This is a genomic window from Exiguobacterium sp. s142 (assembly GCF_018618455.1).
Classification (GTDB): Bacteria; Bacillota; Bacilli; order Exiguobacteriales; family Exiguobacteriaceae; genus Exiguobacterium; species Exiguobacterium aurantiacum_A.
This window is the reverse complement of the sequence record NZ_JACSMB010000005.1, coordinates 166,151-182,945: the sequence shown is the minus strand read 5'-3', so window position 1 is coordinate 182,945 and position 16,795 is coordinate 166,151. Positions and strand designations below refer to the sequence as shown.

At 55.1% G+C, this 16,795-nt stretch carries 16 protein-coding genes and 1 riboswitch; of the genes, 12 read left to right on the top strand and 4 right to left on the bottom strand.

Going from position 1 to position 16,795, the window contains the following annotated elements:
• Positions 1-184: 184 nt before the first annotated feature.
• The 5 genes from KNP77_RS07050 (at position 185) to KNP77_RS07030 (ending at position 4,018) form a co-directional block, all read left to right on the top strand.
• Complete coding sequence (locus KNP77_RS07050) at positions 185-1,261, top strand: nitric oxide synthase oxygenase (RefSeq protein ID WP_214889597.1); 1,077 nt, start codon at positions 185-187, stop codon at positions 1,259-1,261.
• Between the two features lie 19 nt (positions 1,262-1,280).
• Positions 1,281-1,697: an RDD family protein gene (locus KNP77_RS07045; protein ID WP_236633340.1), complete on the top strand. Its 417-nt coding sequence runs from the start codon at positions 1,281-1,283 to the stop codon at positions 1,695-1,697.
• Positions 1,698-1,811: 114 nt separating this feature from the next.
• On the top strand, positions 1,812-2,663 hold the full coding sequence (locus KNP77_RS07040) for a DegV family protein (RefSeq protein WP_070328565.1): 852 nt from the start codon (positions 1,812-1,814) through the stop codon (positions 2,661-2,663).
• Positions 2,664-2,682: 19 nt separating this feature from the next.
• Complete coding sequence (locus tag KNP77_RS07035; RefSeq protein ID WP_131438813.1) at positions 2,683-3,006, top strand: thioredoxin family protein; 324 nt, start codon at positions 2,683-2,685, stop codon at positions 3,004-3,006.
• Positions 3,007-3,112: 106 nt separating this feature from the next.
• On the top strand, positions 3,113-4,018 hold the full coding sequence (locus tag KNP77_RS07030; protein ID WP_214889595.1) for a DUF5996 family protein: 906 nt from the start codon (positions 3,113-3,115) through the stop codon (positions 4,016-4,018).
• A gap of 309 nt (positions 4,019-4,327) precedes the next feature.
• Here KNP77_RS07030 and KNP77_RS07025 read toward each other — a convergent pair whose 3' ends face one another.
• From KNP77_RS07025 to KNP77_RS07015, 3 genes are all read right to left on the bottom strand, one after another.
• Positions 4,328-5,053 carry a DUF4261 domain-containing protein gene (locus KNP77_RS07025; RefSeq protein WP_236633341.1) on the bottom strand — a complete coding sequence of 242 codons (726 nt, stop codon included), beginning with the start codon at positions 5,051-5,053 and terminating at the stop codon, positions 4,328-4,330.
• An 85-nt stretch (positions 5,054-5,138) separates the two neighbouring features.
• On the bottom strand, positions 5,139-7,463 hold the full coding sequence (locus KNP77_RS07020; RefSeq protein ID WP_214889593.1) for an ABC transporter permease: 2,325 nt from the start codon (positions 7,461-7,463) through the stop codon (positions 5,139-5,141).
• A gap of 12 nt (positions 7,464-7,475) precedes the next feature.
• On the bottom strand, positions 7,476-8,174 hold the full coding sequence (locus tag KNP77_RS07015) for an ABC transporter ATP-binding protein (RefSeq protein ID WP_070328582.1): 699 nt from the start codon (positions 8,172-8,174) through the stop codon (positions 7,476-7,478).
• Between the two features lie 177 nt (positions 8,175-8,351).
• On the opposite strand from KNP77_RS07015, the gene KNP77_RS07010 reads away from it, so the two are divergent.
• A complete protein-coding gene (locus KNP77_RS07010; protein ID WP_070328583.1) occupies positions 8,352-9,182 on the top strand; it encodes a DegV family protein in 831 nt (276 codons plus the stop codon).
• A 120-nt stretch (positions 9,183-9,302) separates the two neighbouring features.
• Positions 9,303-10,985, top strand: a complete 1,683-nt coding sequence (locus KNP77_RS07005; RefSeq protein ID WP_214889592.1) for a GGDEF domain-containing protein — start codon at positions 9,303-9,305, stop codon at positions 10,983-10,985.
• 44 nt (positions 10,986-11,029) lie between these two features.
• Here the strand turns inward: KNP77_RS07005 and KNP77_RS07000 are convergent, their stop codons facing one another.
• Complete coding sequence (locus KNP77_RS07000; protein ID WP_070328585.1) at positions 11,030-11,671, bottom strand: homing endonuclease associated repeat-containing protein; 642 nt, start codon at positions 11,669-11,671, stop codon at positions 11,030-11,032.
• A gap of 450 nt (positions 11,672-12,121) precedes the next feature.
• On the opposite strand from KNP77_RS07000, the gene KNP77_RS06995 reads away from it, so the two are divergent.
• The 5 genes from KNP77_RS06995 to ribH all read left to right on the top strand — a co-directional run bounded on the left by KNP77_RS06995 (position 12,122) and on the right by ribH (position 16,669).
• A complete protein-coding gene (locus tag KNP77_RS06995; protein WP_214889577.1) occupies positions 12,122-12,934 on the top strand; it encodes an undecaprenyl-diphosphate phosphatase in 813 nt (270 codons plus the stop codon).
• Positions 12,935-13,026: 92 nt separating this feature from the next.
• Positions 13,027-13,169: riboswitch (FMN riboswitch) on the top strand.
• Between the two features lie 150 nt (positions 13,170-13,319).
• Positions 13,320-14,402 (top strand): bifunctional diaminohydroxyphosphoribosylaminopyrimidine deaminase/5-amino-6-(5-phosphoribosylamino)uracil reductase RibD, encoded by a 1,083-nt coding sequence (gene ribD / locus KNP77_RS06990; protein WP_214889574.1) that lies wholly within the window; start codon positions 13,320-13,322, stop codon positions 14,400-14,402.
• Entirely contained in the window at positions 14,383-15,024 is a 642-nt protein-coding gene (ribE, locus tag KNP77_RS06985; protein ID WP_214889571.1) for a riboflavin synthase, read from the top strand. The genes ribD and ribE overlap by 20 nt, the downstream gene beginning before the upstream one ends.
• Complete coding sequence (ribB, locus tag KNP77_RS06980; protein WP_214889569.1) at positions 15,024-16,205, top strand: 3,4-dihydroxy-2-butanone-4-phosphate synthase; 1,182 nt, start codon at positions 15,024-15,026, stop codon at positions 16,203-16,205. Before ribE ends, ribB begins: the two co-directional genes overlap by 1 nt.
• A complete protein-coding gene (gene ribH, locus KNP77_RS06975; protein ID WP_070328590.1) occupies positions 16,205-16,669 on the top strand; it encodes a 6,7-dimethyl-8-ribityllumazine synthase in 465 nt (154 codons plus the stop codon). Before ribB ends, ribH begins: the two co-directional genes overlap by 1 nt.
• Positions 16,670-16,795: the final 126 nt, after the last annotated feature.

The window sequence follows — 16,795 nt, the reverse complement described above, 5'->3', positions numbered from 1 at the left end:
AATAGCGTTTTTGAGCCACACAAAAAACTCCCTTCAAAAGTAAAACAGGTTATATTTTTTAACCTGTCTACTTTTGAGGGAGCATATCAATTTGCCGGCTCGCTTTTTGTGCGCTCTAAAACTAGAAACGGGACGCAGTTTTCTCTAAGATGGAAGGGACAGATCAGAAGAGGAGACAGAAACGATGGATCGACTACAGGCAGCCCGCCACTTTTTCTCACAACTTGAAGGGGAGCATACCGAACGGTTACGGGAGATCGAAGCCGAAATCGATCGGACCGGGACGTACACGCTCACGAAAGACGAATTGGCGTCCGGGGTAAAACTCGCATGGCGCAACTCGAACCGCTGCATCGGCCGCTTGTTTTGGCAGACACTCACCGTCCATGACGCGCGTGACGTGGAGACGTTCGACGAGGTGTTTGAAGCAATTGTCGCCCATCTTCGCTACGCGACGAACGGCGGAAAGATCCGCTCGACGATGACCGTCCTCCCGAACCATTTTCGGATTTTGAACACGCAACTCATCCGTTACGCGGCGTACGAGACGACAGACGGCATCGTCGGTGACCCGCTATCGCTGTCGATGACGAGACAAGCGATGCGTCTCGGTTGGGCCGGGGCCGGTACTGCTTTCGATCTGTTACCGCTCTTGCTTACAGACGGGAACGAGATCCGCATGTATGAACTGCCGGCCGATGCCGTGCTCGAGGTCGATATTCGCCATGACGACGTCGATTTGTTCGGGGGACGTGACGTCAAGTGGCACGCCGTCCCGGCCATCGCTGACATGGAGCTTGAAATCGGTGGACACCGCTTCACATCGGTCCCGTTCAACGGGTGGTACATGGAGACAGAGATCGGGGCGCGCAACCTCGCCGACGTCGAGCGCTACAACCTGCTCCCGCTTGTCGGGGCATCACTCGGTCTCGATACGTCAAAAGAGCGGACGCTCTGGCGTGACCGCGCCCTCGTCGAGCTGAACGTCGCCGTCTTGCAGTCGTTCGAGCGCGCCGGCGTGACGATTGTCGACCATCATACAGCGGCGAAACAGTTTAAACGGTTCGAGAAAAATGAGACGGACGCCGGTCGTGACGTGACCGGACAGTGGAGTTGGCTCATCCCGCCGCTGTCACCGGCCTCGACCCACGTCTTTCATCGACACTATGATGACAAGATTGTGACGCCGAACTTGTTCGCGCGGTCAGGTTGTCCGTTTTCAGCGTTTCAAGCCAAGCCAAAAGAGGAATCTAAAGGCTAGGAAACGAAACGAAAGGATGATGAACGTGGCAGTCCCAATCTGGAAACGCGCTGTAGCTAGTCGAATCGATAAAATCCTATTAGAAGCACCCGCGAAACTCGTCGAGAAGACGATCCGTAAAAAAATCTGGCCGGATAAAGAAGTGAAGCATTATTACTTACCGACAATCGTCTCCATCGCAGGAGAAGCCTACTTCTTGCTCAACCGGGACGGGCAGACGATCGGCGACAAAATCGTCGGGATTAAAGTCGTGAGCCAAGATGGCCGACCGCTAACGCTCGAGCAAGTCATGAAACGGACGCTCTACAAGGACGTCGTCTATCCGGCGACGCTCGGTCTACCACTTCTTCGTGCACTTCAACAGATGAAGTCGAATAAAGACCTCGAACTGCCGCACGATGAGTTCGCCCACACGAAGCTGATTTCGACAAAATGAACGGGAGCAGGGCGATTCCGCAATCGTTCTGCTTTTTTCTTCGGGGAAGTGGCGGGGAAAATGGGTTATAATGAAAGAGGAAAAAATTGAACGACTACTGGAGGACTATTTGTTATGACAAAAATTGCATGGATCACCGATAGTATGGCCAACTTCTCGAAAGAGGAGGCCGCCCAGCTCGGCGTCGAGATCGTCCCGATCCAATTGATCGTCGACGGGAGCGGCTACAGTGAAGTCGACCTCTCGATTGAGGAATTGCACCGCTACATGATCGACCAAAAGAAAGAAGCGAAGACGTCGCAACCGATTTTTGGTGACTTCATCTCGCGTTACGAACGCTTAAAAGAAGAAGGTTACGATTGCGCCATCGCCGTCCACTGTTCGAACGGATTGAGCAGCACCGTCAAAAACTCGAGCGCAGCGGCTGAGGCGGCTGGGTTTAAAGTTTATACGGTCGACTCGCACGCGGCACTCGAGGCGCAGCAAGAGCTCGTCCGTCTCGGTCTCGCTGCCGAGAAGGAAGGCAAGTCGGTCGAGGAAATCGTTGCTCTTCTCGAAGCATGGCGTGACAAGAAAAACTTCTTCATGATCATCGGGAACATGGAGACGATGCGCCGGGGCGGACGTGTGTCATCAGGTGAGATGTTCCTCGCGAACATCTTGAACATCAAACCGATCATCACGCTCGACGAATCCGGGAAAGTCATCCCGTTCAAGAAAGTGCGTTCGATCAAAAAAGCGTACGCTGAGATGGTCACCGAACTCGAACGTCTTCATGCGGCGAACGGGATTTATAACAACCGCGTCTTCGTCCAGACGGCGCTCGCTCCAGAGATGCAAGACAACCTCGTCGCCCTCATCCAAGCGAAATTGCCGGAGGTTGACGTCGTGAAGACACGTTTCTGTCCGTCGATTGCGGTCCATGCCGGCTTTGAGACGGTCGGTGTGCTTTGGCTCGACGCTTAAGTTGAAAGGGGGAGACAGCATGGAGGCTGTGAACACACTTTCGATGTTGAATGAACGGGTCGCTGAGGCCGAGCAGTTGCTCGTCTATGTCTCGCACCCGGGATGCAGCGTCTGTCACTCGCTCAAGCCGCAAGTCGAGGAGATGCTCGTTGATTTTCCCGACATCGAGGCGGTCGCGGTCGATTCGGACGAAGTGCCGGATATCGCCGGCGCCTATTCGATTTTCACCGTACCGGTCGTCTTGTTCTTCATCGACGGCAAAGAGATGCTCCGCCGGGCCCGGTTCGTGCCGATCGGTGAGTTGACCCACCAGCTCGAACGGCTCCAAGAGATGAGAAAGTAAATCCACAGACATGTGTCTGTGGATTTTTTTGATTGTCGTGATGATTTAACGGGAATTAATGAAGTGGTTCTGTCACTTTTGCAACGAAGGAACGGAGGAATCTGTGATGGAGATGATACGCCACTCGGAATGGGCTGAGACAAAGCTCACGCTCCATTTGCTGTCGCAAATCTTGGGGAAAATCAAGTTGGCTTTGGCTCCGCAAGAGCCACAATGGACACACGTCACGTTGCCCGTTGCGCTGAGCGGCTTTTCGACTGGCCCGCTCGTGCAAGGGGAGACGTGGCTACAACTCGACGTCGATGTCTTTCAATCTCATATCAGAGTCCAAGTCGGTGCCGACACGTCGGTATTCCCGCTCGAAGCAGGCAAGTCGATCAGTACGTACTATGAAGAAATCATGGGTGCCCTGCGCGCAAACGGCGTCTCGGTCGCCCTCAATCCGAGAACGCAAGAGATGCGGGAGTTACGTTATCTGGACCGGGACGAGACACCGCTCGCCTATGACGCTATGGCGGCGCAACGAGGCATCCGTCTGTTTCAATACGCCGCGCGGGAGCAAACGGCATTTCTCGCACCGCTCCGCTGTCGGAAAGTGAAGCCAGGCCTGTTTTGGGGAACGTTTGACGTGTCGTCGCTCATCGTCTATGGACGGCCTGAGCCGTTCCCGGAAGATAAAGTCATCGAGAAGGCGGCGTTTGACGAGCACATGGTCGAGTTCGGGTTTTGGCTCGGTGATGAAGCGGTCGATATTCCGACGTTCTTCATCTTGCCTTACCCGTTCCAGTACACGGAGATCGGGACGGAGCGGCTCAAACCGCAAGACGCCTATTATGATGCCGGCAAGAGCGAGTTCTTTTTATCTCTTGAGAACGTAGGGGAAACGAGATACGTGCAGGCATTCTTCCGGACGTCGTTCGATATTTTGAGCGAACAGCTCGAATGGGAAGGGTGCGACCATTACTTTATGCCGCTCGACATGCCGAAACAACAAGAGCTCACAGACGAATGATCTGTGAGCTCTTGTTTACTTTAGGGGCTGGTAGCGAGTAGATGGCCCATTTCCGACACGGATGATTTTCCGTTCGGCTATTAGCTGTTCGGCTATTAGCTGTTCGATTAGTTTTCGTACAGTACCTTTTTGTTGCTCGTCCGATGGCGCCCCGACTCCTGCAGGAAAGCAATCCGACGGAGACCCAGCAGCGACGCGAGTCGCGATGCGGCTCCGGGATTGCCTGCGGAAAGCGTGGGCGCCGGAAGGACGAGCGATATCAAAAAATCGATCAATTTGGATGTGGGTCCAAATTAATCGATTGACATGTTATTCTGCAATTTGTGGTACGAGGTAGATCAAGCCGAACGGGTTATGGAGCAAGTTGTCGATTGACGTGCGCTCGTCTTCGCCCATCTCGACCGTGAACGTCTTGCCGTCCTCGAACGTGAAGCTGTCGCCGTCACCGAACATTGATCCGCCTGCGATCAAATGGAAGTTAAACGAATGGATGACGTGGATCGCGTCTTCGATCTCGAGCGTTTCTGGTACGGCGACGTCGGCATGGCCGAACGCTTTCATGCCCCACGACACGTACGCCGTCTCTTCTTCCGTGATGGCGGTGAGGAGCGAGTAGTCGAGGGCGAGGTCTTCTTCTTTCGACGCTTGCCATTCGTCTTTCGAATAAGCGACGCCTGCCGTCTCGACCATGACACCGAGTCCGCCGGCGTTCAACAGGGCGTTCGCCCCGCGACGGGCCGCGGCGATGTCTGTCACATCATTGACGTCGCCGATCAAATAGACGATATGTGTGTGACGCGTAAGTCCTTTGGCGATTTTCGGTGTGAAGCCGCTCGTGCTGGCGTGAATCATCGCCTCGGCGAGCGCTGGGTCGCGTTCGACGACTTCGACGGTGAACGCTTTTCCGGTTTCGTCTTCTAACAGCAACAGGCCGGCCATTGTGTAGCCTTCGCTATGTATACTAATCTTTTCGCTCACTGCCTCGGCCGATGGCCAGTTTCCTGGGATAGCGAGCAACACTTGTGTACGGTTCATTAGAATCATCCTCTTCTGCAAATAGTTAGGCCCCTCAAGCGAGAGGCCTAGTCTCTTCTCTTATTATGCCCTATTTCGAGAAAAATTATTCTTGATACGTCTTCAACACTTCTTGGAGCGGGATTTGATCGATCTTGCGCCGGCTGACGAACGTGCTGACGAAGAACAAGATCGTGACGGCCCCGACCGTATAGAGCACGTAGATCCATTCAAACTCGAGCGGCAAGACGAGCCCGTAGTCCTCGGCGAAGACGACGATGATGATCCGGAGGACGACGAGGGCGATCGGGATGCTCAGGAGTGCCGAGATGAGCGCGTAGACGAAGTAGCTGTCGAGGATCATCGAGCGGACCTCACGTCGATTATACCCCATCACTTTGAGGAGCGAGATGACGTAATAGTTTTTCTCGACCGTGAGCGCGGTCAAGACGAACAAGATGCTGAAGGCGATCAAGGCGGAGCCGCCGATCATGACGTTCATCATCAAATTCATATACTCGTTGATCGACTCGGACTGTTCAATCAAGCCGTCGCGCGACAGAATCGTCGGATACACCGACTCGTCCGGCCGTTCACTGGCGTAGACGCCGTTGAACAAGTCGCTCGAGGCGCCGTCTGTCAGCTCGTTGCTGAGCATTTCAATCGGTAAATAGACGACGTCACCCGTGAAGTCGTCGGCGATGCCGAGGATCGGGTACGATAACGTCTCCCCGTCGAGCTCGAGGTCGATCGTGTCGCCGACGTCAAAGCTTTGTTTTAAGGCGAGCGGTTCGGTGACGATGACGCCATCGGTTGCAGGGGTCAATTCGTTCCCGTCCCGGTCTCGCAGCCGGTAGAGCGTGTTGTCGTCGCTCAAGCCTTTAAGGGTGACGAGTTGATCCTCGACGAACGCGAACGGATAGGCGAGGAACGGTTCCTGACCGTCGGCGAGCATTGGCGGCGATTCCGTGTTCGCGTACGCCTCATACGCATAGTCGACGTCGTTCAATCCGCCGACCGTCATCCGGTCGACGGCCCCGTTCATCATGAGTGCGAACACGATCAACAATGTCGAGAACAAGATACCGAGGAAGAAGATGATGAAGCTGCCCGTGCTTTTGACGGCGTATAAATATTTGAACTTCGTTTTCCCGCTGGCCCGGCTTAGCATTCGGCTGACGAGCCGGCTGAGCCGATTGAGTGATATGTTGTCGCGCGGTGATAACAGTGCGAGCGCGCTCTCGCCCATAAGCTTGTAGATGACGGCACCGGCGACGATGCCGAAGAAGACGAGCGGGACGAGCACGGCGGTCAAAAAGACGAGTGGGTTTTGAGCGATCGTGATCGATGGCAACAGATAGAAGTCGAGGTACAGGTTTTTGAGCGGGTCGGCGAAGTAGAGGCCGAGGAAGTACCCGATGACGAGCATGAGCGTCGCGAACACCAAGATCAGCACCAAGTAGGGGATTGAAATCTGGCGCCGGTTGTAGCCGATCGCTTTCAACAGCCCGATCTGACCGCGTTCGGCCTCGAGCATGTTCGAGATGAGAATGGCGACGATGATGACGGCGATCGAGACGATGAATAGGCTAAGTCCGAGCGCCATCGCTTTCCCGGACGAGATCTCACTATAGATGGCCCCGCTGCGCATAATATTCTCCGTCTCCATGACCGAGACGACGAATGGGAGCTCGACGGTGTCGATCGCGCCGTCCGTGACGCCTGAGAGCCGGAACGACTCCGTGCCGACGATCGCTTCATACGCCTCGTCCGTCATGAGCAGGAGTGTCTGCGTCCCGGCGTCGAGATTGAAGAAGTTCTCATCGAACAGCGGGAGCGTATAATCCGGAAACAAGACGAAGCCGCTCACCGTGAACGGCGTGCCGAGGTCGATCGTGTCACCGACCTCGATCCCGTTCTTCTCGGCGTATTTGGCGTTGAGCGCGACCTCGTCGTCGGTCGTCGGACGCGATCCTGCTTCGAGGTAAGATTGATTGATCGTCATTGTTTCTTTTAAGACGAGCCCCCGATGTTCACTGCCCGCGAATGGATAAGTGATCAGTTTGGATTCGCGAAGTTCGAGTGTCGCCTCGGGCATGACGGACTCGACCGCGTCGATCCGGGCGCCGATCAAGTCGTCGAAGCGTTCCGGGTCGACCTGTTTCAAGTCGGCGAGCGTATACGTGCCCGAGGCGACGAGGGAGGCGATTTCGGGATCGTTCGCTTCGTCTGCGGTGACGCGGTTGAGCATCTCGACGGCGAAGTCCTCTTGGTTCGACGACGCCAAGTAGTCCTCGGTCGGGACCTCGATCCCGCTGATGCCGTAGAACATCATCGTATAGGTGAGCGAGCTCATGACGATGATGACGGCGATGGCGACGAGCTGCATCCATTTGCCGACGAGCGTCTTCAAAACGTTTTTATACAGCATGGTCGAAACCTCCTAACCCCAAGCGATATCGCGCGCGGCTTGTCGGACCGGGTTGTGCGTCAGTTCGACGATGCGTCCCGAGTTCATCTTGATGACGTCGTCGGCCATGGCGCTGATGCCGGTGTTGTGGGTGATGACGACGACGGTCTTGCCGTACGTCGTGTTCAATCGTTCGAGCAGCTCGAGCACTTTCTTCGAGTTGTCCTCGTCGAGCGAGCCGGTCGGTTCATCGCAAAAGATGATCGACGGGTTTTTGGCGAGACTCCGGGCGACCGAGACGCGCTGCTGCTCACCGCCGGACAGTTGGTACGGGTACTTGTCGCGCGCAGGCGACAGCCCGACCTGCTCTAACAGCTCGTCGATACCGAGCGGTTGCGTCGACAGGTCGGCCCCGATCTGGATATTTTCGTAGACGGTCAAGTTTTGGAGCAAATTGTATTGTTGGAAGATGAAGCCGAGATGGTCGCGCCGAAACGCCGTCATCTGTTCCGGGGACAGGTCGGTCAAGACGGTGTCATCGAACGTGATGTTCCCGGACGTGACCGTATCAAGCCCGCTGATGACGTTCAAGAGTGTACTTTTGCCGCTGCCGCTCGGTCCGAGGATGACGACGAACGCCCCATCGTTGATCGTCAAGTCGACGTCTTTCAAGGCGGCCGTCTCGATGTCACCGGTCTTGTAAATTTTATTGACGTTCTCGATTCGAATCATAAAAAAACGCCTCCTTTGTCCATGTTATCTTTTACCCGTTTCGGGCAGATTGTGGACCTGGGAGGTTTGAACGTTTGACGAAGACGGGTACATTTTTTGAAAAATTAGTGAAACCGTTTCACCTGTGATAAAATCATACTACCAGGTACTAATTACGATTTTAAAGGAGAGGCTCACATGAAAATTGCCTACATCACGGACAGCACGGTCGTCCTGCCAGATTCGATCAAACACCACCCAGACATCCATATCGTCCCGCTTTACGTCGTCAAGGGCGATCAACCTTATAAAGACGGCATCGAAGTCGACGCCGAGACGGTGTACGACTGGATCGATGCCGGCGAGCGCGTCTCGACGAGCCAACCGGCAATCGGGGATTTCGCAACGTTGTATGAAGAGTTGAAGCCAAAGTATGACATGGGCATCGCCGTCCACCTGTCGTCTGACTTGAGCGGCACGTACTCTGCGTCGATCCAAGGGGCCGAGATCGCCGAGTTCAAGCTGCTCGCCATCGATTCACGGTCGGGTATTTATACGATGGGTCTGTTGCTCGAGGAACTGATCGAGCGCGTCGAGCGCGGAGACGCCCTTGATGACGTCGAGGCGTACATGAAACAGCGCGTCGAGGACGTCCGGATCGAACTGACGATTCAGAATTTGACGCAAATGCAAAAAGGTGGACGCATCTCGAAATCAAAAGCGCTCATCGGCAACATGCTGCAGCTGAAGCCGGTGCTCCGCTTCGAGGACGGGCTCATCGTCCCGTATCAGACCGTACGGACGTATAAAAAGGCGCAAGCCCACTTGTTCGAGGTCATCCGGGCGGCGATCGAGTCAGGCGAATGCACGGACGTCTCGATCTTCCACGGGAATGTGCCGGAGCTTGCGGAGTCGTGGAAACGGGAACTCGGCGACAAGGTGCCGATCCGCGTCGACACGCTCGCGCCGCTGCTCGGGGCCCATACCGGGTCCGGCTCGATCGGTATTTCTTATTTGAAAGCGAAATAACGGACAGACCGTGGCGTGCGCCACGGTTTTTTCATTGTCACAACTTTCAAACAACGACTGGAATGTTTCCCCAAAACCCTTCATACTATTAAAGAATGTTACAAGAAAAGGGGTGAGACGATGCGGTTTCGGAAGTATCTTATAAGGAGCTGGCTCTCGTGGTCGCTCGTCTTCATCGGGATCGTCTATTACACGTGGACCGATCTGGAAACGTTCGATTGGGCGTTCTTCTGGTTCATCTACACGCTCGGTGCCTTGTTCGTCATGAACCCGTTAAAGCGGCGGCACCTGCACTTCACATTCCACGAGTTGTTCGTCTTCATGACGTTCTTCTTGTACGGGCTCGTCCCGGCACTTTTAATGGGACAATTGCTGTTGTTGACGTTTCAGGCGCGGGCGTTCAACAGGAAAGTCGGCCGCCGGCGCTTCTTACACTTTTATCCGCTCAACACGTTGATCGAGGCCATGATTCTCGTCATCCCGGGTCTCGTCTACTTTTCGCTCGGCGGTGAGATCGGGTCGACCGTCCACTTGCTCGAGCAAGGAGTGGCACTGATTGGTTTCTTCGGAGTGCTTTATCTCGTCCTCGGCTTTAGCTTCGTCATGTCGCGGTTCTTGATCGGGGAGCGGATCCCGCTACCGATCATGTGGCGGCTGTTACGGTTCGATTGGCTCGTCATCTCGCTCGAGCTGTTGTTCACGATGGTCGCGCTCGAGGCGTTCCAACTGTTCGGGTATGTCGGGTTGATGGCGACGTTCCTGCTCTTGTCGATCTTGAAGATGGGGTTGTCGAAAGCGACACAGACAGAAGAGACGCAATCGAAGATCGATCAAGTCGAGCGGTTGAAAGAACAGCTCTATCGCGTCGACAGCGAAGCGCTGTTAATTGAAAAATTTTGGAACGGCTTACGGGAAGTCGTCGAGGTCGAACGTGGTTGGCTTCAAATCAATCGAGACGGGGACCAGACGTTTTATGATGTGCGGGGGCGGAAAGCGGAAGCGGTCACTGATGCGTATACGCTCGAACAGCACCGTGACGCGAGTGAGCCATACTTTCTGTACGATTCGCTCCACGAGTGGCACCCGGAGCTTCAGGTGAACCAAAGCGAACTACATCATTCCGCGCTCGTCATTCAACCGGTGACGAGCACGACGAACGCGGTCAGCTGTATGATCTCGACGACGGCGAACGGGGCCTATGATGAGGCGCTCGCGGTCGAGATTCACCGCTTGCTCAAGACGCTGTCGTGGTCGCTGGAGCGGATCGATGAACGGGATCGGCTCCAGCACGAGAGTCTGACCGATCCGTTGACCGGGTTGCCGAACCAACGGGCGTTGAAACGTTGGACGAAAGAGCGATTGAACGACGTCGCGTCGTATCCGTTGTCGGTCTTTTTGATCGACCTCGACCATTTTAAATCGATTAACGATACGTACGGCCATGCGTTCGGTGACGAAGTGTTGATTGAAGCGGGGGTCCTGTTCAACCGGCTCGTCCGGAGCAGTGACCTCGTCACGCGTTACGGCGGCGAAGAGTTCGTCTTCGTGTTCCCGAGGACGAACGAGGCGGCGGGGATTGTGACCGGTGAGAAGATTCGGCAAGCGCTCCGGTCACACCCGTTCGGGACGGAAGGGATCCGGGTCCAAGTGACGGCGAGCATCGGCATCGAGACGATTCATGAATACGAAGAGCTCGATACGGTGTTGCGACATGCCGACCGGGCGATGTACGTCGGGGCGAAGTTTAACGGTCGCGACCGTGTCGCCCATTACCGGGACACGTCGACCGAACGAATTCAATGAAAAAAAGGAGGACCGTTAAACGGTTCTCCTTTTTGAATGAATGATTATGATTTCTGGCTGAACATGTCGGACTCGACCGCATGGATGGCAGCGGACCAAGACCCGTAACGATGCAAGATCGCTTTCGTAGATGGCTTGTTGTTGCGTTTCGCCCATTCTCGGTACGCCTCGAATGAAAGAGAGAAGCCCATCTCATGAATCGCTTCTCGAAGAGCGTTCGACAACTCTGACTTCGAGTAAGTCACGCTCGCCTCCAGACCGGCTTCGGCGCAGGCATCATGCCACGAACCGAACGTCTTGACGATGTGGTAATGGCTCGGTGCTTTCGGATGTAGTTTCCGCCATTCTTGATATTTCTTCAGCGTGATGATCGAACCCATGTCCCGTGAATAGAGGGCAAGCGTCTCGACGATATCATCGCGTGTATATTTTGGCATTTTATCGGGTAAATCAACGGCGATTTCCCCATGCCATTCATAGCCGGCGATGGCGAGTGCCTCGGCCCATGATCCGAACTGTCGAATGATCGATTCGGGAGACGGCCAGTTTTGCTCCATCGCGAAACGACGATAGACAGAGCGACGAGGACGTTCCTTTAATAAATCCCCGAGCAAACGAATACAGTGAATCATGCGTTGCTGTTCGGTTGATAAGTGATGAGTATTAGTGGATAGCGTTTGACTCAATGATGGTTCCTCCTTCCATGGACTCATATCTGAACCGACAATGATGACGAAAGTGCTTCTACAATCATACTATCGGATAGTTTTTACGATTTATAAGCGCTTTTGTAAGTTTTTTATGTTAAAAATGGGACGTGATAGGTCTAAAGTCGGATGAAAGATTGAAAAAAAAGGTAACAGGTACATTACAAATTTAATATTATATGGGTTCATTTGTAAACAAAAAGTTTTATATTTGGTAAATTATATGAATTCCATACAAAAATGTACCCAGCTGGACAATGGGGTCATCACCGTTGTCCAGTTGAGTACTCTTCTATAATAAATTTAATTTTCAGACTAATCAATAAAAGTTTTCAAAATATACGAATTTTTTTTAAGGGTGGTCAATGAAACTGAGATTCTGCTAAAATAGCCGCATTGAGCGAATTTGAGAAAAGAGGATATTATGATATGACAATATGGTTATTTTACTTGCTGCTTGGTCTCGTCCAAGGGTTTACGGAGCCGATCCCGATCTCGTCGAGCGGTCACTTGGTCATCTTCCAAGAGCTGTTCAACATCGAATTACCGGGACTGTCGTTCGAGATTTTCGTCAACTTTGCGTCGCTCCTTGCCGTTTTGACGATTTATCGCCAAGATGTCGTCCGCCTCGTCGTCAGTCTGTGGACGTTCTTATTTAAGAAAGACCGCAACGAGGATACGATGATCGACGTCAAATTCATCGGTCTCTTGCTCGTCGCGACCGTACCGGCCGGCGTGCTCGGCGTGTTATTCGGCGATTGGATCGGTGAGACGCTCAGCGGCGTCGCGACGGTCGGCTACACATTGATTTTGACCGGGGTCGCACTTTGGTTCATCCGCAACATGCGCGGGAATAAAGGCGACGGCGGCATCACGTTACGTGACGCCATCTTGATCGGTCTCGCCCAAGCGGTCGCGCTCATCCCCGGGATCAGCCGCTCGGGTGCCACGATCGTCATGGCGATGTTGCTCGGCATTAAACAAGAGTCGGCGCTCCGGTTCTCGTTCTTCTTGTTCATCCCGGTCAGTCTCGGGACGATGATCTTGGACGGGCCGGCACTCTTCACCGACCCGGCGACGCGCGATCTGTTCGGTCCGCTCGTCTTGGCGTTCATCGCCTCGTACGCGCTGACGGCCATCTCGCTCAAATGGTTCCAGCACATCATGGCGAAGGGTGAGCTCAAGTACTTCTCGTTCTATTGTTGGATCGTCGGTTTGCTCGTCGTCTTGTTCTTGGCTTGATTGGAAGCGCTGCTCATCGGAGTGGCGCTTTTTTTGCGCTTTTATTTTTGCCTTCGATTCTTTTTTGCGCTAAAGTAAAGGAGTACAAACAAATATTCCTTCGGGGTCGGGTGCAATTCCCAACCGGCGGTGATGGGCGCAAGCCTTAAGTCCGTGACCCGGGCGCACGTGTGCGAACGGTGGATCTAGTGCGATTCTAGAGCCGACAGTATAGTCTGGATGGGAGAAGGAAAAAAGACAGGTCCTCGTGACCTGCGCTTCGTCGTACGTTTTTCTGTAAAGAAAACGTTTATTTGGCTCGCCCAATGACGACTGAGACCTCCCGCCGAGACCCTAAGGACATCCTTAGGGTCTTTTTGTCTGTACGAAACAAGGAGGGAGAACGATGCAACAGTACATGCAACAAGCAATCCAATTGGCCAAGTCCGCTGCCGGACAGACCGGTGTGAACCCGCTCGTCGGGGCCGTCGTCGTCAAAGACGGTCGCGTCGTCGGATTCGGTGCCCATTTGAAGGCCGGTGAACCGCACGCCGAAGTGCACGCCATTCGCATGGCCGGTGCGTCCGCATACGGCGCGACGATTTACGTCACGCTCGAGCCGTGCTCGCACTACGGGAAAACGCCGCCATGTGCCGACTTGATCGTCGAGTCGGGCATCAAGCGCGCCGTCATCGCGATGGAAGACCCGAACCCGCTCGTCGCAGGGAAAGGTGTCGCCCGTTTGAAGGCGGCGGGGATCGACGTCGAAGTCGGTCTGCTCGAAGACGAGGCCCGTGCGCTCAATCCGGCGTTCCTACGTTCGCTTGAGACGAAACGGCCGTACGTCGTATTGAAGACGGCGACGAGCCTAGACGGGAAAGTCGCGCTCGACACGGGTGAGAGCCAGTGGGTGACCGGGACTGAAGCGAGACGTGACGTCCACGAACTACGGGCGACGGTCGATGCCGTCTTGACTGGAATCGGGACCGTGCTCGCCGACGACCCTGCCTTGACCGTCCGGCTCGACACGCCGACACGTCAGCCGCTTCGGGTCGTCCTCGACCGCGAGCTCCGCTTACCGCTCTCGAGTCAGCTCGTCCGGAGCGCGAAAGACGTGCCGGTGCTCGTCTATACGCTGTCCGATGATGAAGTGAAACGGACCGAGCTCGCTCAAAACGGTGTCGAGCTTGCCGACTATTCGACACTCGACAACGTCCTTCGTGACTTGCATGGTCGCGGCGTCGGCCGTTTGCTCATCGAGGCGGGACCGACGCTCGTGACGTCACTCTTTGACGGACGATACGTCGACGAATGGGTCATGTATCAGTCACCGCGCGTGTTCGGTGGGAACCGAGGCGTCTATCGCTCGAGCCAAGCCGGACCGTTAGATGCGATCGAGCGCTTCGCGATCGGCTCGGTCGAGACGGTCGGTACCGACATCAAGCTCGTCATGAGAAAGGGGGAGTCCGATGTTCACGGGAATCGTTGAAGAAATCGGCAGTGTGAAAGCAGTGAAGCGGAACGGGCCGTCGCTACGGCTCACGCTCGCGGGCAAGATCGTGTTAGAAGGCGTGAAGCTCGGCGATAGCATCTCGGTGAACGGGATTTGCCTGACCGTGACGGCGTTTGATCAAACGAGTTTTGCCGTCGACGTCATGCCGGAGACGCTCAAAGCGTCAAGTCTAGACGGGGTCCGCCCTGGAACGGACGTCAACCTCGAGCGGGCGATGCCGGCGAACGGTCGCTTTGGCGGTCACTTCGTCTCGGGACACGTCGACGGGGTCGGTCGCATCGTCAAGAAGCGTCCGCTCGCGAACGCGGTCTACATCGATATTAGTTGCGAGCCGTCGCTACTCCGTTTCATCGTCCCTAAAGGTTCGATCTCGGTCGACGGGACGAGCTTGACGGTGTACGAGGTCACTGAACGCGGCTTCACGCTGTCGCTCATCCCGCACACGTATAGTGAGACGGTGCTCGGGATGAAGCAGGCAGGGGATAAGGTCAATTTGGAATGCGATATGTTGGCTAAATATATGGAAAAGCTAGTGAATCAAAAAGACATGACGCTCGAATCACTTGCGTCGATGGGATACGGAAAGGCGGGATGGTGATGTTTCACACAACCGAACAAGCAATCGAAGATTTGAAGATGGGGCGTCCGATCATCGTCGTCGATGACGAGGACCGGGAGAACGAAGGTGACTTCGTCGTCCTCGCCGATAAGATGACGGCCGAGACGATGAACTTCCTCATCACGGAAGGGAAAGGGCTCGTCTGTGCCGCCCTGGCGGAAGAAGTCGCCGTCCGGCTCGACTTGTCGCCGATGGTTGACAACAGCACCGATCCACACGGGACGGCGTTCACCGTCAGTGTCGACCATGTCGACTCGACGACGGGCATCTCGGCGAGCGAACGGGCCCACACGGTCCGCGAGCTGGCCAATGCGAACGCGCGTCCGGCCGATTTTCAACGGCCGGGACACATCTTCCCGCTCATCGCGAAAAAAGGCGGCGTCTCGGTGCGGCGCGGCCACACCGAAGCGTCGGTCGATTTGGCTCGACTGTCAGGGAGTGAGCCGGTCGCCGTCATTTGCGAAATCATCCGTCATGACGGCGAGATGGCTCGAGTACCGGACCTGGTCCACGTCGCGGAACGGCACGATTTGAAATTCATCACGATCGAGGAGCTCGTCCGCTATATGGAGACGGACCTCGTCGAACGAGAGGCGGACGTCAATCTCCCCTCGGCGAAGGGTGAGTTTCGCCTGATCGGTTATCGAAACGTCCTTGACCGCGAAGAGCACGTCGCGCTCATCAAAGGCGAACTTGAACATGCACCGCTCGTCCGCATCCATTCGGAATGTCTGACCGGTGACGTGTTCGGCTCTTACCGCTGCGACTGCGGTCCGCAACTTGATGCGTCACTCGCTAAAATTGAAGAAGAGGGCGGCGTCGTGCTCTACATGCGCCAAGAAGGGCGCGGCATCGGCTTACTGAATAAATTGAAGGCGTATGAACTGCAGGAGCAAGGGCTCGACACGGTCGAGGCGAACGTCGCGCTCGGGTTGCATACCGACTTGCGTGACTACCGGGTGAGCGCGGGCATGTTGCGTGACCTTGGCGTCACGAACGTGCGGCTCATGACGAACAACCCAGAGAAAGTCGATGCCTTGGAGGCGTGCGGCATCACCGTCGTCGAACGCGTCCCGATCATCGTCGGGGAGCACGCCGAGAATGAACGCTATCGCTTGACGAAACAACAAAAAATGAATCATTTTGGAGGAGAAGAATAATGTTGCATACATTTGAAGGTAACTTGGTTGGTAAAGGCTTGAAAATCGGGATCGTCGTCGGACGGTTCAACGATTTGATTACGATGCGCTTGCTCGACGGGGCGAAGGATGCGTTGAAGCGCCACGGCATCGAGCAAGACGACGTCGAGATCGCGTTCGTCCCGGGTGCGTTCGAACTCCCACTCGTCGCCAAAAAAATGGCGATGAGCAAGAAGTATGACGCTGTCATCACGCTCGGCGCGGTCATCCGCGGGGCGACGCCGCACTTCGACTACGTCTGCAGCGAAGCGGCGAAAGGTGTCGCCCAAGCGAGCTATCAGTCGGAAGTGCCGGTCATCTTCGGCGTCTTGACGACCGAGACGATCGAACAAGCGATCGAGCGGGCCGGCACGAAAGCCGGGAACAAAGGCTGGGAAGCAGCGACAGCGGCGATTGAGATGGCGAACTTGATGCGCACGTTTTAAATAGAATTGTAACGGAGGAGAGCGACGTCGCTCTCCTCTTTTTTGATTGTTCAAATCGGGATTAGCGACGCAGGGACGACGGGAAAAGAATAGGGCGCGCATACAAAGCTTAAGGGGAGGCGATGG

Bases quoted from the DNA above. Each gene is read 5' to 3' on its own strand.
- KNP77_RS07050 (WP_214889597.1), top strand. From the start codon at position 185: ATGGATCGACTACAGGCAGCCCGCCACTTTTTCTCACAACTTGAAGGG.
- KNP77_RS07045 (WP_236633340.1), top strand. From the start codon at position 1,281: ATGAACGTGGCAGTCCCAATCTGGAAACGCGCTGTAGCTAGTCGAATC.
- KNP77_RS07040 (WP_070328565.1), top strand. From the start codon at position 1,812: ATGACAAAAATTGCATGGATCACCGATAGTATGGCCAACTTCTCGAAA.
- KNP77_RS07035 (WP_131438813.1), top strand. From the start codon at position 2,683: ATGGAGGCTGTGAACACACTTTCGATGTTGAATGAACGGGTCGCTGAG.
- KNP77_RS07030 (WP_214889595.1), top strand. From the start codon at position 3,113: ATGGAGATGATACGCCACTCGGAATGGGCTGAGACAAAGCTCACGCTC.
- KNP77_RS07025 (WP_236633341.1), bottom strand. From the start codon at position 5,053: ATGAACCGTACACAAGTGTTGCTCGCTATCCCAGGAAACTGGCCATCG.
- KNP77_RS07020 (WP_214889593.1), bottom strand. From the start codon at position 7,463: ATGCTGTATAAAAACGTTTTGAAGACGCTCGTCGGCAAATGGATGCAG.
- KNP77_RS07015 (WP_070328582.1), bottom strand. From the start codon at position 8,174: ATGATTCGAATCGAGAACGTCAATAAAATTTACAAGACCGGTGACATC.
- KNP77_RS07010 (WP_070328583.1), top strand. From the start codon at position 8,352: ATGAAAATTGCCTACATCACGGACAGCACGGTCGTCCTGCCAGATTCG.
- KNP77_RS07005 (WP_214889592.1), top strand. From the start codon at position 9,303: ATGCGGTTTCGGAAGTATCTTATAAGGAGCTGGCTCTCGTGGTCGCTC.
- KNP77_RS06995 (WP_214889577.1), top strand. From the start codon at position 12,122: ATGACAATATGGTTATTTTACTTGCTGCTTGGTCTCGTCCAAGGGTTT.
- ribD (WP_214889574.1), top strand. From the start codon at position 13,320: ATGCAACAGTACATGCAACAAGCAATCCAATTGGCCAAGTCCGCTGCC.
- ribE (WP_214889571.1), top strand. From the start codon at position 14,383: ATGTTCACGGGAATCGTTGAAGAAATCGGCAGTGTGAAAGCAGTGAAG.
- ribB (WP_214889569.1), top strand. From the start codon at position 15,024: ATGTTTCACACAACCGAACAAGCAATCGAAGATTTGAAGATGGGGCGT.
- ribH (WP_070328590.1), top strand. From the start codon at position 16,205: ATGTTGCATACATTTGAAGGTAACTTGGTTGGTAAAGGCTTGAAAATC.